Annotated in this window: 12 protein-coding genes and 1 other RNA gene; 12 read left to right on the top strand and 1 reads right to left on the bottom strand. The window is 54.5% G+C overall.

Going from position 1 to position 15,838, the window contains the following annotated elements:
- Nucleotides 1-4 precede the first annotated feature (4 nt).
- The 3 genes from aspS (at nt 5) to VU18_RS11050 (ending at nt 2,955) form a co-directional block, all read left to right on the top strand.
- Nucleotides 5-1,777, top strand: coding sequence for an aspartate--tRNA ligase (gene aspS, locus VU18_RS11060; RefSeq protein WP_014196407.1), 1,773 nt, complete (start codon nt 5-7; stop codon nt 1,775-1,777).
- Between the two features lie 75 nt (nt 1,778-1,852).
- Nucleotides 1,853-2,039: non-coding RNA, 6S RNA (ssrS, locus tag VU18_RS17505), on the top strand.
- A gap of 151 nt (nt 2,040-2,190) precedes the next feature.
- A complete protein-coding gene (locus VU18_RS11050; RefSeq protein ID WP_014196406.1) occupies nt 2,191-2,955 on the top strand; it encodes a ThiF family adenylyltransferase in 765 nt (254 codons plus the stop codon).
- Nucleotides 2,956-3,098: 143 nt separating this feature from the next.
- Here the strand turns inward: VU18_RS11050 and VU18_RS11045 are convergent, their stop codons facing one another.
- Complete coding sequence (locus VU18_RS11045; protein ID WP_033025906.1) at nt 3,099-3,749, bottom strand: RsfA family transcriptional regulator; 651 nt, start codon at nt 3,747-3,749, stop codon at nt 3,099-3,101.
- Nucleotides 3,750-3,930: 181 nt separating this feature from the next.
- On the opposite strand from VU18_RS11045, the gene VU18_RS11040 reads away from it, so the two are divergent.
- The 9 genes from VU18_RS11040 to VU18_RS10995 all read left to right on the top strand — a co-directional run.
- On the top strand, nt 3,931-6,978 hold the full coding sequence (locus tag VU18_RS11040) for an efflux RND transporter permease subunit (RefSeq protein WP_011232046.1): 3,048 nt from the start codon (nt 3,931-3,933) through the stop codon (nt 6,976-6,978).
- A gap of 97 nt (nt 6,979-7,075) precedes the next feature.
- Nucleotides 7,076-7,936 (top strand): TetR/AcrR family transcriptional regulator, encoded by an 861-nt coding sequence (locus VU18_RS11035; RefSeq protein ID WP_014196404.1) that lies wholly within the window; start codon nt 7,076-7,078, stop codon nt 7,934-7,936.
- A gap of 107 nt (nt 7,937-8,043) precedes the next feature.
- Nucleotides 8,044-9,339, top strand: coding sequence for a replication-associated recombination protein A (locus VU18_RS11030; protein ID WP_011232044.1), 1,296 nt, complete (start codon nt 8,044-8,046; stop codon nt 9,337-9,339).
- 284 nt (nt 9,340-9,623) lie between these two features.
- The gene (gene cymR, locus VU18_RS11020) at nt 9,624-10,040 is read left to right on the top strand and encodes a cysteine metabolism transcriptional regulator CymR (RefSeq protein WP_011232042.1); all 417 of its coding nucleotides are present in this window, start codon (nt 9,624-9,626) and stop codon (nt 10,038-10,040) included.
- A 27-nt stretch (nt 10,041-10,067) separates the two neighbouring features.
- Complete coding sequence (locus tag VU18_RS11015; RefSeq protein WP_011232041.1) at nt 10,068-11,210, top strand: cysteine desulfurase family protein; 1,143 nt, start codon at nt 10,068-10,070, stop codon at nt 11,208-11,210.
- A gap of 14 nt (nt 11,211-11,224) precedes the next feature.
- Nucleotides 11,225-12,340: a tRNA 2-thiouridine(34) synthase MnmA gene (gene mnmA, locus VU18_RS11010; protein ID WP_011232040.1), complete on the top strand. Its 1,116-nt coding sequence runs from the start codon at nt 11,225-11,227 to the stop codon at nt 12,338-12,340.
- A 90-nt stretch (nt 12,341-12,430) separates the two neighbouring features.
- A complete protein-coding gene (locus VU18_RS11005; protein ID WP_011232039.1) occupies nt 12,431-13,093 on the top strand; it encodes a tetratricopeptide repeat protein in 663 nt (220 codons plus the stop codon).
- 19 nt (nt 13,094-13,112) lie between these two features.
- Complete coding sequence (locus VU18_RS11000) at nt 13,113-15,473, top strand: ATP-dependent RecD-like DNA helicase (protein ID WP_047758189.1); 2,361 nt, start codon at nt 13,113-13,115, stop codon at nt 15,471-15,473.
- A 25-nt stretch (nt 15,474-15,498) separates the two neighbouring features.
- On the top strand, nt 15,499-15,838 hold a 340-nt coding region (locus VU18_RS10995; protein ID WP_047758215.1), incomplete at its 3' end, for a PRC-barrel domain-containing protein.

The following is a 15,838-nucleotide window of genomic DNA, read 5'->3' as shown; positions in this document are numbered from 1 at the left end:
GCGAATGGAACGCACATATTATTGCGGAGAAGTGCCGGAAACGGCCGTCGGCGAGCGCGTCGTGCTCAAAGGCTGGGTGCAAAAGCGCCGCGACTTAGGCGGCCTCATTTTCATTGACTTGCGCGACCGAACGGGCATCGTCCAAGTTGTCGCCAGCCCGGACGTGTCGGCTGAAGCGCTGGCGGCAGCGGAGCGCGTGCGGAGCGAATACGTTTTAAGCGTCGAAGGAACGGTCGTCGCCCGCGCGCCCGAGACGGTCAATCCGAACATCGCGACCGGCCGCATTGAAATTCAGGCGGAACGAATCGAGATCATCAACGAGGCAAAAACGCCGCCGTTTTCGATTTCCGATGACACGGATGCGGCGGAAGACGTGCGCTTAAAATATCGGTATTTGGATTTGCGCCGCCCAGTCATGTTTCAAACACTGGCGCTTCGCCACAAAATCACAAAGACGGTGCGCGACTTTTTGGATAGCGAACGCTTTTTGGAAATTGAAACGCCGATGTTGACGAAAAGCACGCCGGAAGGGGCGCGTGACTATTTGGTGCCAAGCCGCGTCCATCCGGGCGAATTTTACGCCTTGCCGCAGTCGCCGCAAATTTTTAAGCAGCTGCTCATGGTCGGCGGCGTGGAACGGTACTACCAAATCGCCCGTTGCTTCCGTGACGAGGATTTGCGCGCTGACCGCCAGCCGGAATTTACGCAAATCGACATCGAAATGTCGTTTATCGAACAAAAGGATATTATGGATTTAACCGAACGGATGATGGCTGCCGTCGTGAAAGCGGCAAAAGGGATCGACATCCCGCGCCCGTTTCCGCGCATCACGTATGACGAGGCGATGAGCCGCTACGGCTCGGACAAGCCGGATATACGCTTTGGCCTCGAGCTCGTCGACGTATCGGAAATCGTCCGTAATTCAGCATTTCAAGTGTTCGCCCGCGCCGTCAAAGAAGGAGGCCAAGTGAAGGCGATCAACGCGAAAGGTGCTGCCCCTCGCTATTCGCGTAAAGATATTGACGCCTTAGGAGAATTTGCCGGCCGCTACGGGGCGAAAGGGCTCGCCTGGCTGAAAGCGGAAGGCGAAGAGCTGAAAGGACCGATCGCCAAGTTTTTCACCGATGAGGAACAGGCGGCGCTGCGTCGAGCGCTTGCTGTCGAAGACGGAGATTTGCTTTTGTTTGTCGCCGACGAAAAAGCGATCGTCGCAGCGGCGCTCGGCGCGTTGCGGCTGAAGCTTGGCAAGGAGCTCGGCTTGATCGACGAAGCGAAGCTCGCGTTTTTGTGGGTGACGGATTGGCCGCTTTTGGAGTATGACGAAGAAGAAGGGCGCTATTACGCCGCCCACCATCCGTTTACGATGCCGGTGCGCGACGACATTCCGCTGTTGGAGACAAACCCAAGCGCCGTCCGCGCGCAGGCGTACGATCTCGTCTTAAATGGCTATGAGCTTGGCGGCGGCTCGCTTCGCATTTTCGAGCGGGACGTGCAAGAAAAAATGTTCCGCGCCTTAGGGTTCAGCGAAGAAGAAGCGCGCCGCCAGTTCGGATTCTTGCTTGAGGCGTTTGAATACGGCACTCCGCCGCACGGCGGCATTGCGCTTGGCCTTGACCGGCTGGTGATGTTGCTCGCTGGGCGCACGAACTTGCGCGATACGATCGCGTTTCCGAAAACGGCGAGCGCGAGCTGCTTGCTTACCGAAGCGCCGGGGCCGGTCAGCGACAAGCAGCTCGAGGAGCTGCACTTGGCGGTTGTGCTTCCGGAAAACGAGTAACAGCGGCATCTGAAAAAGAAACGTTGGCAATAGATGTTCACAAAGGCTGAAAAATGTGTTACAATAAAACTAACAACCGTCCTAATGTGTTCGTCGGATCACTGATCGTTTTGACCGAACAGTTTATGATCCGGGAGCTCGGGGTTTCCAAGCGGCGTGCACGCCTCTTCGTCACAGGGGAAGCGCAAACCTTGGAACAGGGCACCCACCTATGGGAGAGCGGGTTCAAAACGAAGGCATCGACGGCACGATTGGGACTGGCGACATTAAGGAATCAACAACATTTCCCCTATGCGGATGGCCGCATAGGGGTTTTGTTTTGCCAGCAAAATGCCGTTGCCTCTTTTGCTGTCTTGATGGTAGGATAAAAAGCGGCATAAACATCAATTTTGAAGCAAACGGAGAGGAGAACGATGCTGCACCAATTTTCCCGCAATGAACTCGCGATTGGCCCTGAAGGGTTGGAACGCTTAAAAAACGCCACCGTCGCCGTCCTTGGCGTCGGCGGCGTGGGGTCGTTCGCCGTCGAGGCGCTCGCCCGTTCCGGCATTGGCCGATTGGTGCTTGTTGATCGCGATAACGTCGATATCACCAACATCAACCGGCAAATCCATGCGTTGCTCTCGACCATCGGGCGTCCGAAAGTGGAGCTCATGAAAGAGCGCATCGCCGACATCAACCCGGCGTGCGAGGTGATCGCTTTGCAAATGTTTTATACGGAAGAGACGTATGAGCAATTTTTCGCCTATGATCTGGATTTTGTCATCGATGCGTCCGACACGATTGTGTACAAAGTGCATTTGATGAAACAATGCCTCAAGCGCGGCATTCCGATCATCTCCAGCATGGGTGCGGCGAACAAAATGGATCCGACCCGGTTCCGCATTGCCGATATTTCGAAAACACACACCGATCCGATCGCGAAAGTCATCCGCGCCAAGCTGCGCAAAGAAGGGATCCGCCGCGGCATTCCGGTCGTCTTTTCCGACGAGAAGCCGGTGAAAATCCGCGAAGATGTCCGCCAGGTCGTCGGCAATGACGCTTCGCCGATCCGCAAGGCGAAAATGCCGCCGTCTTCGAATGCTTTCGTTCCATCAGTTGCCGGGCTTATTATGGCTTCCTACGTGATTCATCGTCTATTAGAGGGAATTCCCATAAGGCGCGTTGGCGACGATTGAACGACTCCACCTTCATTTCGAACAAAATGGGAAGGTGGAGATTCCTGTGAACATCGGTGCATTCACCGGTTTGTTAGCGGGCGCTGTCCGTCGTTCCAGCGGTGAAAACGTGTCCCGATGCTTGTTGGGGCACCTTCTTTTTTTTATGAATGGGCGAGCGATTCGTTCGATCCGTTCGCCTCGGCGGCAAACAGCTGGGCAAGAGAGAAGCGGTCGCCTTCTTCGGAAGCGAGCTGGCGGGCGCGGGCCATGATTTTCACGAGCGCTTCATAATCTTCTTGCACGGTGGTCTGCCTCGTTTCAAGGCGTTCGAGTTTTTGAGCAAGCTGTTCGTTCCGCGTCTGCCATTCCGCCCGCTCGCGTTTCAGGCGCTCGTTGTCCTGGCGGATCGCTTCCATCTCCTCGATGCCGCGCCGCAATGTTTGCAAAAATGAAATGCACTGCTCCAGTGTCAATGGGGCCGCCGGGAGAAAAGGCGATGACCCTTCGGCGCCATCCCGTTCTCCAGAAGGACTCCAAACAGCAACCATACTGTCTTTTTGCCACTTTTTCATCATTTCGAGCGCCCGTTTCCGTTCTTTCCGCTGCTTTTTTGCCTGTTCGATCGCCTCAAGGTACCGTTTGCGCACCTCGGCGTTCCAACGGAATCCGCATGCTGCCGCTGTGCGGTGCAGTTGTCTCCCAACGACTTCAAAAGCGGCAAGTTGCGTTTTTCCTTCGCGTATATATTGCAGCACCGTTTCAGCCAACAGTACATCTTCTTCATGTGACCAAGCATCCTGTCTTGTTTTCATGTTGTCCACCCCATCAAATGGTAATGTTGATATGGTCATAGTTTTTCCGTTTGATTTCCACTTTAAACTTCGCCCTTTTCATTTTTCCCATTTTCATGTATCATAGAAATAGTTTTGTATGACCGGTCAGTTCAAAACAATTAGACTGATTGGTCAAAATCGTGGGATGAGAGGTGGCATGATGACGTTTTTGACCAGGTTCAGTTTGAAAAATGCGGCAGCTGTGTTTGTATGTTCGTTTTTGCTCATGTTTCTAGGACTGTATTCCTTCTCCTCCTTGAAGGTCGATTTGCTGCCGAACATTGAATTTCCCCAGTTGTCGATTGAAGTGGTCTATCCTGGGGCTTCTCCGCAAGACGTGAATGAGGAGGTCACGGCCAAGCTCGAGGAAAAACTGAAGTCCCTTGACGGGCTTAAGCAAATGCAGAGTTCTTCCTATGAAGGAATGGCCGTTATGAATCTTGAATTTCCGTTTCGGACGGATATGGAGAAAATGGAGCGGCAGGTCGAATCGCTCATTGATAAGGCAGGATTGCCCGATAATGTGCAAACGGAAGTCAATCGGTTTTCATTCGGTTCCATCCCGGTTTTCAACATTTCCTTGTTTGCCAAAAACGGAACCGATCTGCAAACGTTGCTGGAAACCGAAGTGATTCCAGAATTGAATAAAATCGACGGGGTGAATTCCGTTTCGATCGGTGGAGACAGCGAGCGCCTCATCCGGATCACAGTCGATCGGAAAAAGGCTGCTCAGGCGGGATTGAACTTGTCAGAGATTAAAAACCAAATCAATGAAAAGGTGTTGGCGTTCCCGGCTGGAACGTTGCAAACCGATACATGGCAAATTCCTGTTCGCGTCGAGGAAAAATTGAACACCATCCATGAGTTGAAAAATCTGAAACTCGTGCCGACAGCTGTTCCTATGGCGGCGAATGGATTGCAGCGCGTTGCGTCCGTGAAGCTTGGGGATATTGCGACGATTGAGGAAGTCAACGAGCAAAGCGAATTCACCCGCTATAATTTGAAGCCATCGCTGTCGATGGCGGTGACGAAAAAACAAGATGCCAATACGATTGAAGTGGCAGACCAAGTGATCAAAGTGCTGAATTCCTACAAACATCAGTTTGATTATTCCATCGGGTTTGATTCGTCAGCTGGCATCAAACAATCCGTTGAATCGCTTGTCCGTGAAGGGCTGCTCGGGGCGCTGTTCGCTTCGCTGGCCGTCTTGCTCTTTTTGCGCAACGTTCGGGCGACTGTGATTGCCATCGTCTCGATTCCGCTCTCGCTGCTTGTATCGGCCATTTTTCTCAATCGTATGGATATTACCCTCAATGTCATGACGCTTGGCGGCATGGCCGTCGCCGTCGGCCGAGTCGTGGATGACAGCATTGTCGTGATCGAAAATATTTTCCGCCGCGTCCGCCGGGAGAAAACAGGCATGAGCGATGATTTAGTCGAGCAATCAACGAAAGAAATTGTCAAAGCGATTGTGTCCTCGACCATCACAACGGTTGTCGTCTTTTTGCCTCTCGGGCTTGTTGGGGGCATTACAGGGGAATTTTTCCTGCCTTTTGCCTTGACGATTACGTTTGCCCTGTTGGCCTCTTTGTTGGTGGCCGTGACAGTTGTGCCGATTTTAGCGAAATTTTCGTTCCGCCGTGTGCCGCCAGAGGAAAAAGAAGGAGCGCTTCAGCGTCTGTATGGCCGAATCATTGAATGGGCGCTCAACCATAAAGCGATTGTCTTTGTGTTGTCGGTTGTGCTATTGGTTGGTTCATTGACGCTCGTGCCGAAACTTGGATTTACGTTTTTGCCGAACGAAGAGCAGAAAACGCTGGTGGCGAGCATTGAACTGCCGGCTTCCACATCGGTGGCCAAAACGAATGATGTGTCGTTGGAGATGGAAAAGATGTTTTTAAAACGAAGCGATGTCGAGAGCGTCACCGCCGCGGTGGGAAGCCGCGATTTCCGCACAGGATTGAAGCGGCCCAATCAAGCCAGCTATTATATTCTATTAAAGGACAGCGCTGACACCGCGAAAACCGTGGCCGTTTTCGAAAAAGAAATGCGCCGCATCGCGAATCAGCTCGCGCCCGGGGCAAAAGTGGGCGTGCAAGAGATGTCGAGCGGAGGGCCGCCAACGAATAATAACGTGAATATTGACTTATACTCCAATGATTTGGAGGCGCTCCAAACAGCAGCCAAACAGGTCGAGACGTATTTAAAACAACGCGATGATGTCAAAGATGTGACGAATAACTTGACGGAAAAGCAAAAACAAGTGATTGTCGCCATTGATCCGGAAAAGGCGGCCGCTTATGGCGTTTCGGGCATGCAATTGCTGGGGGCGGTGGCCGATGCGACCAAACCGGTCGATGTGGGGACGCTGAAACTCGGCGGCAAGGATGAGCAAGTCGAACTTTCGTATGATGAAACGTTGGGATCGATCGATGAGTTGAAAGAGCTTCCGATCGTGACGAGAAACGGAGTGATTCCACTTTCAGCTGTCGCCGAAGTGAAAGAGGCGGACGTGTATACGTCCATTCAAAAGCTGGACGGAAAAGTGTTTGCCCGCGTATCCGCCCAGATTGTCGGCGACAACATTCAGAAAGTAACGAATGATATTTCGAAACATGTAAATGATTTGAAGATCCCATCCGATGTCACAGTGAAAACGGGCGGCGGAAGCGATGAGACGGTGCAGACGTTCCGCGAGCTCGGTGTGGCCATGGCGGCGGCCATCGGGCTTGTGTATTTGACGATGCTGATTACATTTGGCAAAGTGCGGGTGCCGCTGATCATTTTATCTTCCCTTTTGTTTGTTCCCATCGGTTCGCTGTTTGCTTTGTATGTGGCCGATGAGCCGCTTTCCATCAGCGTCATGATCGGCTTGTTGATGCTCATTGGCATCGTGACGACCAATGCGATCGTGCTGGTGGATCGAATCGGACAAAACCGCGAACAAAAACGGATGACGGTGCGAAGCGCCATCATTGAAGCCGGCAAAACACGGCTGCGGCCGATTTTAATGACAGCCTTTGCGACTGTGACAGCGCTCATTCCGCTTGCGCTGACGAATGAGGCCGGCACGTTGATTTCGAAAGGGCTGGCCATCACGGTCATCGGCGGCCTGACGTCGTCGACGTTATTGACGCTTGTGTTCATTCCTGCGATGTATGAGGCGTTTTTCTTCCGGACGGCAAAACGCGAACCGATGGCAAAATGACAGGGCTGGATGGCCGGATAACGGGCCGTCCGGCATTTTTTTTCATGGCAAGATCGACTATAATGGACATGAAGAAGGAGTAAGGAAGGAGAAAACATTGGGACGGAAAGAGGACATCATTGAAACGGCGATGAAATTATTCGCCGAAAAAGGCTATCACGCTACCTCCATGCAGGAAATAGCCGAGCGGAGCGGAGTAGCCAAAGGTTCGATTTACAATTATTTCAAATCAAAAGAAGAGTTGGCTGTATCGATTTTCCGCTACCATTATGAAGTCTTGTTTCGCCAGCTTAAACAAATCGAGGCTGATCCCGCCTTAACCGCGCGCGAGCGGTTTTGCCGTCAGTTGACTGTACAAATCCAGCTGTTTGACGAACATAAAGAGCTGGTGCAAATGCAGTTGGGCGAACAAGCTGTGAAGGTGAGCCATGAGGTGCAGCATCTGGTGTTTCGCATCCGCGCCCATACGCTCCACTGGTATCGCCGGGCGATTGAAGACATATACGGCGAACAAGTGCGTCCAGTTTCGTTTGATTGCGCGACGATGCTCAACGGAATGCTGAAAGAATATCTGATTTACTTGGCGGTAGACCGAAAGCCGCTGCTTCCTGAGAAGCTTGCCCCCTTCTTGCTCGATCGGCTTGATGCCATCGTTGCCAGCCTGCTTGACGGCAAGACGGGATTGCTCGATGAAACGGTGATGGCGGATTACATTGCTGCGGCGACCCAAGAGCGGAGTCAATGGAAAGAACTGGCCATCAGCTGTTTAGAGCGCATGGCGGCGCTGCGTCCGGTTGAAGACGATATTCTTCGCTCGCTGCGCTTATTGAAGGAAGAACTCGAGAAAGGGGAGACAGCTAGGCGGTTTATGGTGGAGGCGCTTCTGCTCTATTTGGCGAAATACTCGCTTCCGCTGTACAATGAGTTGAAGGAGGCCATTGAACGCTATTTTTATTAAAACCACCGATCTTCCCACGGGGAGACGCCCCATTCGCCGAAAATGAATAGGCGGCATCGGAGGATGTCTGTGAACATAGCGTCATCAATCTCAAGGAGGGGGTCGGCATGCCCAAAACGACGGAGCCGCTTGCTTGGCGGATGCGGCCGCGGACGATCGATGAGATCGTTGGGCAACAGCACATCATTGGCCCTAGTACGCCGCTTTATAAAATGGTCAAAAAAGGTCATGTTCCATCGCTTTTGCTTTACGGAGAGCCGGGGACAGGGAAGACGTCGCTCGCTTACGCCATTGCCCGCACCGCCGGGCGCGAATGGGTCGCTATCAATGCGACGGCCGCCGGCAAAAAGGAAATCGAAGAGGCAGTCGAAGCGGCGCGCTGGTCAGGGAACGTCGTGTTGTTTATCGACGAAATCCATCGGCTGAATAAAGCGCAGCAAGACGTTTTGTTGCCGCATCTCGAATCCGGGCTCGTGACCTTGATTGGCGCCACAACGGAAAACCCGTTTCACGAGGTCAATCCCGCCATTCGCAGCCGCTGCGGGCAAATCCAACAACTGAAACCGCTCAAGCCGGATGACCTCATGATCATTCTGAAGCGGGCGCTCGCTGATCCGGAACGAGGGGTCGGCGAGCCGCCGGTTGTCATTGACGAGTCGTTGTTATGGCGCATCGCCGAGGCAGCCGGTGGGGATGCGCGCGTCGCGCTTTCGCTTCTGGAGGCGGCGGTTGCGGCTGCCGATGAGCGCCACGGCCGCTTGTATATTGATGAGGATATCGTGGCTTCATGCACCGCAAACCGCGGTTTTACCCATGACAAATATGGCGATCATTATTATTCGTTGTTGTCCGCGTTTCAAAAAAGCGTGCGCGGCAGCGATGCCGATGCCGCGCTTCATTATTTGGCCCGTCTGCTTGAAGGCGGAGACTTGGCGTCCGTTTGCCGGAGATTGCTTGTGATGGCTTATGAGGACATCGGACTTGCCAATCCGATGATGGGAGTGAAAGTACAGGCAGCGGTCGAAGCGGCGGAACGCCTCGGACTGCCGGAAGCGCGCATTCCGCTCGCGGTTGTGACGATTGAACTCTGTTTAAGCCCGAAATCCAACAGTGCTTACAAGGCGCTGGACGCTGCCATTGCCGATGTCCGTTCCGGCAAGCTTGGCGATATTCCGGATCATTTAAAAGACGCTCATTACAAAGGGGCGGCTGCACTCGGGCGTGGACAAGGCTACTTGTATCCGCACGATTATCCGAACGGCTGGGTGGCGCAAGCGTATTTGCCCTCCGCTCTGGAAGGCGTCCGCTATTATGAACCGAAAGAGCATGGCGAGGAAAAACATTACGCCAAGGTGTACCGGCGGCTTGAGCAGTTGAAACAAGAGGTCAAGGTTCAGCCGTGAAGGGAAAGGGATTTTTATGATATAATAACACAGGCGTTTCATGCTCGCTTTGACCGAGCTGACCGGATGGAACGTGGCGTACATTCGCATCGGGATCGAAGCGTTNGTGCTGTTGGCCGGCTGGTTGCTCGGCGGCCCGGTGTCGTTTGGCACGTTCCTTTTTTGTGTGACGATCGGTTCGATGCCGGCTTGGCGCTGCCGCAATGCCAAAAGGTCGCAAGCCGCCTGCTTGGACCGGCCGCCGGCACTCGGACGCAAGGGTTAAGCGGTTAGGAGGGATATGAATGAAGATTTCGACGAAAGGCCGATATGGCTTGACGATTATGATTGAATTGGCCAAAAAATATGGCGATCGTCCGATCTCGCTTCGTTCGATCGCCAAGGCGAACAATTTATCTGAACATTATTTAGAGCAGCTCGTCACGCCGTTGCGCAACGCCGGGCTCGTCAAAAGCATTCGTGGAGCGTATGGCGGCTATGTGCTCGCTGAGCATCCGGCGAAAATCACCGCCGGCGACATTTTGCGCGTGTTGGAGGGGCCGCTGACCCCGGTCGAGGAGCTCGAGGAGGAAGAGCCGGCGAAGCGCGAGCTATGGATTCGCATCCGCGATGCGGTCGAGGAAGTGCTCGACAGCACAACGCTCGAAGATTTGGCGAAGTATAGCGACGGGGATGAAGGGGCATATATGTTTTATATTTAAGCAACAGAAAGGAAAGGAGAATGACCGTTGGAACGGATTTATTTGGACCATGCGGCAACTTCCCCGGTCCATCCAGACGTAGCTGCCGGTATGGTCCAGTGGATGACGGAACAGTTCGGCAACCCGTCAAGCATCCATCATTTTGGACGGCAGAGCCGCCGCGCGGTCGATGAAGCGAGGGCTGTTGTCGCCCGCTCGATTGGGGCGAAAGAGACGGAGATTGTGTTTACAAGCGGCGGCACGGAAGCGGATAACTTTGCGGTCATCGGAACGGCCATAGCGAACCGCGGCCGCGGCAATCATATCATTACAACCGCCATCGAGCATCATGCGGTGCTGCGCGCTTGTGAATATTTAGAGACGCAAGGGTTTGAGGTCACGTATTTGCCCGTTGACGAACAAGGGACGGTATCGGTCGAGGATGTCAAGGCCGCGCTGCGCGATGAGACCGTTTTGGTGTCGGTCATGTTTGCCAACAACGAAGTCGGCACGATCCAGCCGATTCGCGAAATCGGGGCGCTGCTTCGCGATCATCCGGCTTATTTCCATACGGACGCCGTCCAGGCGTACGGGCTTCTTCCGATCGATGTGAATGAATACGGGATCGATTTGCTGTCGATTTCCGCTCATAAAATCAACGGCCCGAAAGGAAGCGGGGCTTTGTATGTCCGGGAAACGGTCCGCATCACTCCGCTCCTTTTCGGCGGCGAACAGGAACGGAAGCGGCGCGCCGGCACGGAAAACGTCCCCGGCATCATCGGCTTGGCGCAGGCGGCGGAAATCGCTGAGCGAACAAGGGAAGAGAAACGTCGGCAATATGCGGCGTGGCGCGAGGCGATGCTTGCGATTTTCCGCTCCTCAGGGATCGACTATGCGGTCAACGGCCGCCCGGATGGCCTGCCGCATATTTTGAATGTCGCCTTCCCGGGAACGAATGTCGAATCGCTGCTCGTGAACTTGGATTTAGCCGGCATTGCCGCCTCGAGCGGGTCAGCATGCACCGCCGGGTCAATCGACCCGTCGCACGTGCTTGTCGCGATGTGCGGAAAAGAGTCGGAGCGCATCCGTTCGTCTGTGCGCTTCAGCTTCGGGCTCGGCAATACGATGGAACAAATTGAGCGGGCGGCCGAGGAAACAGTGAAGATCATAAAGCGGCTCACAAACCGCTAAAGGGGGGAAACAGCATGAACAAAGCGCCGCACGAAACGCGCGTCGTCGTCGGCATGTCCGGCGGGGTCGACTCGTCGGTCGCTGCGCTGCTATTGAAAGAACAAGGATATGATGTGATCGGCATTTTTATGAAAAACTGGGATGACACCGATGAAAACGGCGTTTGCACGGCGACTGAGGACTACGAAGACGTCGTGCGCGTTTGCAATCAAATCGGCATCCCGTATTATGCGGTCAATTTTGAAAAACAGTATTGGGACAAAGTGTTTACGTACTTTTTGAATGAATACAAAGCCGGGCGCACGCCGAACCCGGACGTGATGTGCAATAAGGAAATTAAGTTCAAGGCGTTTTTAGAGCACGCCATGTCGATCGGCGCCGATTACATCGCAACCGGCCATTACGCCCGCGTCGAGTTTCGCGATGGCGAATATAAAATGCTGCGTGGAGCCGACCCGAACAAAGACCAAACGTACTTTTTAAACCAGCTCGGCCAAGCTCAGCTGTCGAAAGTGATGTTTCCGATCGGCCATTTGCAGAAAGCGGACGTGCGCCGGATCGCCAAAGAGGCTGGGCTCGCCACCGCTGGAAAAAAAGACAGCACGGGCATTTGCTTTATCGGCGAACGCGATTTCAAAGAATTTTTGAGCCATTATTTGCCGGCTCAGCCGGGAGTGATGAAAACGCTCGATGGCGAAGTGAAAGGGCGGCATGACGGCGTCATGTATTACACGATCGGCCAGCGCCACGGCCTTGGCATCGGCGGCAGCGGCGAACCGTGGTTTGTCGTCGGCAAAGATGTGCGCGAAAATGTGCTGTATGTCGCCCAAGGGTTTGAAAACGAATATTTGTATTCCACCTCGCTAAAGGCGGTCGATGTCAACTGGGTGTCTGACCGCAAGCCGGAAGCGCCGTTCCGTTGCACGGCGAAATTTCGCTATCGTCAGCCTGATGTCGGCGTGACGGTCCACCCGCTTGCGGACGGCGGGGCGGAAGTCGTGTTTGATGCGCCGGCGCGGGCGGTGACGCCGGGGCAGGCGGTTGTTTTTTACAACGGCGAGGAATGCCTCGGCGGCGGTACGATCGATGAGGTGTTCCGCAACGGCGAAAAGCTTTGGTATGTTGGTTGACGGATGTGCCGGTGCGCACGATCTTCAATCAGGCTATTAGGCTGGAGGCCGTTGCTTGAAAATCACGTTGAATCAGGGAGGGGATGGGCGGTGGCCAATTTCAACGAACAAGGCTTGGCGTATATGCGCGAGGGGAAGTATGAGGAAGCCATCCGCTGTTTTTCCGCTGCGGTCGAACAGCATCCGGACGATCCAGCCGGGTACATTAACATTGGCACGGTTCTCGTTGCTGCCGGTGAAGAAGAGAAGGCGCTTGACTGTTTCCGACAGGCGTTGAAAATTGACAAGAAGGCGGCGGCCGCGTATTACGGCATGGGTACAGTGCATTATAAGCGTGAGCAGTTCGCGAAAGCGAAAGATATGTTTGAGCGCGCGCTAGGGCTTGGTCTTGACGATGCCGATACGCATTTTATGCTCGGCATGTCCTTATGGCGGCTCGAGATGCCGCGGCTGGCGCTGCCGTATTTGCAGCGCGCGGCTGAGCTGAACGAGACGGATGCCGAAGCGCTGTTTCAGCTTGGCCTTTGCCTCGCCACGCTCGATTATGTCGATGAGGCGAAGCGTTATTTCGAAAAAACGTTGGAACTCGATCCGCGCCACGCTGATGCGTACTACAATTTAGGCGTCATTTATGCGTACAAAGATGAGCTCGATGCCGCCCGCAATATGTTTGCCGCTGCCTTGGAAGCCAAGCCCGATCACGTGCTTGCCGGATACGGAAAGAAACTGATGGAAAAGCGGCTTGCGCCGTAAAAAGGCAGGGGGATGGCTGTTGCAAGAGCAACAAATCCTCGCCCTTGACGGACGCACGTTCATTAAAGGAGTGTGCTTGGCGGTCATTTTTCATAATGAGGAAACATTGTACACGGTCATCCGCGTGCGCGTTGAGGAAACGAACGAAGCGCCCGTTGAGGAGGAAGTCGTCGTCACCGGCTATTTTCCGCGTTTAAACGAAGGGGACGTCTACATCTTTTACGGACAATTCCGCCAACATCCGCGTTTTGGCCGCCAATATGCGGCTAGTCAGTTCCGCAAACAGCTTCCGAACACGAAAGAAGGAGTCATTCATTATTTATCGAGCGGTTTGTTTAAAGGAATCGGCAAAAAAACGGCTGCGGCGATTGTCGAGACGCTCGGCGAAAACGCGATCGCCGCGATTTTGCGCGACCCCAGGGCGCTAGAGCGTGTGCCGAAGCTGACGAAAAAAAAGGCGAAGCAGCTGTACGATGCGCTTCGCGCCCACGAAGGGCTTGAGCAAACGATGATCGCCCTCGCCCAGCTCGGTTTTGGCCCGCAGCTGGCCATGAAAATTTACCAAGCGTATGGCGAAGAAGCGGTTGACATCATCCACGAGAACCCGTACCAGCTCGTTGAGGATATCGAAGGGATCGGCTTTGGCCGCGCTGATGAAATCGGGCGCCAGCTCGGCATTTCCGGCAGCCATCCGGCCCGGCTGCGCGCCGCCTCGTTGTTTGTTCTTGAACAGGCGTGCTTGCAGGAAGGGCACGTTTATTTGCGCGAGGAAGAGCTGATGGAGCGCATCGGGGAGCTGCTTGACGGAAGGCTGAGCGGTGCGGTGGATGGACGAGCGATCAGCCAAACGCTTCTGATGTTAAGCGAAGAAGGGAAGCTGATCGCCGAGCAAGGGCGTTATTATCTCCCTTCCCTTTACTTCGCCGAGAAAGGGATCGTCTCCAACATTAAGCGGCTGCTCGGGCAGACGCCGCCGTCGGCGTTTGCCGAGTCGGAGTTTTTGCTGGCGCTTGGGGCGCTTGAGGAACGGCTTGGCATGCAATATGCCCCCCAGCAAAGGGAAGCGATCCAACAAGCGCTTTCTTCGCCGCTGTTTATTTTGACCGGCGGTCCGGGAACGGGGAAAACGACGGTCATCAAAGGCATCGTCGAGCTGTTTGCCGCCCTAAACGGCCTGTCTCTTGACCCGGCTGACTACAAACAAGGCGAGCCGTTTCCGGTGCTGCTGGCCGCACCGACCGGCCGAGCGGCGAAGCGGATGAGCGAGGCGACCGGGCTGCCGGCGGCGACGATCCACCGCTTGCTCGGCTGGAATGGGGCGGAAGGGTTCAGCCGCGACGAGAACGAACCGATTTCCGGCAAGCTGCTTGTCATCGATGAGATGTCGATGGTCGACACGTGGCTCGCCAACCAGCTGTTAAAAGCCGTGCCAAACGGCATGCAAGTCATTTTTGTCGGCGATGAGGATCAATTGCCATCCGTCGGGCCAGGGCAAGTGCTGAAAGACTTGCTCTCTTCAGGCGTCATTCCATTCGCTCGGTTGACCGAGGTGTATCGCCAGGCGGAAGGATCATCGATCATCGAGCTTGCTCATGAGATGAAGCGCGGCGTCGTGCCGGACGATTTGACCGCTCCGAAGGCAGACCGTTCATTCATCCGCTGCCGTGCGGGCCAGGTCGTCGATGTCGTGCGGCAAATCGCGGACAACGCGCGCAAAAAAGGGTTTTCCGTCAAAGATATTCAAGTGCTCGCCCCGATGTACCGTGGTCCAGCGGGCATTGACCAATTGAACAAAGCGCTTCAAGAGCTGTTCAACCCGCCGGCTGAGGGGAAGCGGGAGCTGTCGGTCGGTGAGGTCGTCTACCGCGTCGGCGATAAGGTGCTGCAGCTCGTCAATCAACCGGAAGACAATGTGTTTAACGGCGACATCGGCGAAATCGTTGCCATTTTTTACGCCAAAGAAAATATCGAAAAGCAAGACTTGCTCGTCGTCTCGTTTGATGGCATTGAAGTGACGTACACACGGCAAGATTTAGGACAAATCACCCATGCGTACTGCTGTTCGGTTCATAAGGCGCAAGGAAGCGAGTTTCCAATCGTCATTTTGCCCGTCGTCAAAAGCTATTACCGGATGTTGAAACGGAATTTGTTGTATACTGCGGTGACAAGAAGCAAGCAGTTTCTCGTTTTATGCGGGGAAGAGGAAGCGTTTCGATTCGGCGTCGCAAAACAAAGCGACGGAGCGCGCCAGACGGCGCTCGCTGAGAAGCTGGCGGGGGCGGCGGCGCCGTTTATCGAGGTCGAACTGCCGTTTGAAGAGGCGAACATGGGGATGGAAAACGTTACGCCGTATGACTTTATGGGCGATGAGCCAAGCTAAAGGTGGCTGGAAAGGTGGGAGAACGATGCGGACGTTTTCCGACATCAAGGGCCTTCCCATTTATGAACAAACGACGGGAAAAATGGTCGGAACGATCGCTGACATTTGGTTTACCAGCCACGGCGCGGTCAAAGGGCTTGTCGCGGAACAGGGCGGTTTGTTCGGCCGCCGCCGCTATTTGCCGCTTTCAGCCGTGCAGTCGTTCGAAAACGACCGAGTCATCATCTGTGATGCCGATAGCTTCCAGCCGTTTCCTTCTCCTGACAGCGGCCACTCTCTTTACGGCGAACGCGGCCTCGCCGGCAGCATGGTTGTCGCCGCGGACGGAACAACGATCGGACTGTTGGATGACGTATATTTTGACG

Source organism: Geobacillus sp. ZGt-1 (assembly GCF_001026865.1).
In the GTDB taxonomy this organism is placed as follows: domain Bacteria; phylum Bacillota; class Bacilli; order Bacillales; family Anoxybacillaceae; genus Geobacillus; species Geobacillus thermoleovorans.
The sequence above is the reverse complement of the archived record's forward strand: the minus strand, read 5'-3'. Positions and strand labels throughout refer to the sequence as shown.

Excerpts from the sequence above, each read along its gene's own strand:
- cymR (WP_011232042.1), top strand. The coding sequence starts at position 9,624 with ATGAAGATTTCGACGAAAGGCCGATATGGCTTGACGATTATGATTGAA.
- VU18_RS11030 (WP_011232044.1), top strand. The coding sequence starts at position 8,044 with ATGCCCAAAACGACGGAGCCGCTTGCTTGGCGGATGCGGCCGCGGACG.
- VU18_RS11050 (WP_014196406.1), top strand. The coding sequence starts at position 2,191 with ATGCTGCACCAATTTTCCCGCAATGAACTCGCGATTGGCCCTGAAGGG.
- aspS (WP_014196407.1), top strand. The coding sequence starts at position 5 with ATGGAACGCACATATTATTGCGGAGAAGTGCCGGAAACGGCCGTCGGC.
- VU18_RS11045 (WP_033025906.1), bottom strand. The coding sequence starts at position 3,749 with ATGAAAACAAGACAGGATGCTTGGTCACATGAAGAAGATGTACTGTTG.
- mnmA (WP_011232040.1), top strand. The coding sequence starts at position 11,225 with ATGAACAAAGCGCCGCACGAAACGCGCGTCGTCGTCGGCATGTCCGGC.
- VU18_RS11040 (WP_011232046.1), top strand. The coding sequence starts at position 3,931 with ATGACGTTTTTGACCAGGTTCAGTTTGAAAAATGCGGCAGCTGTGTTT.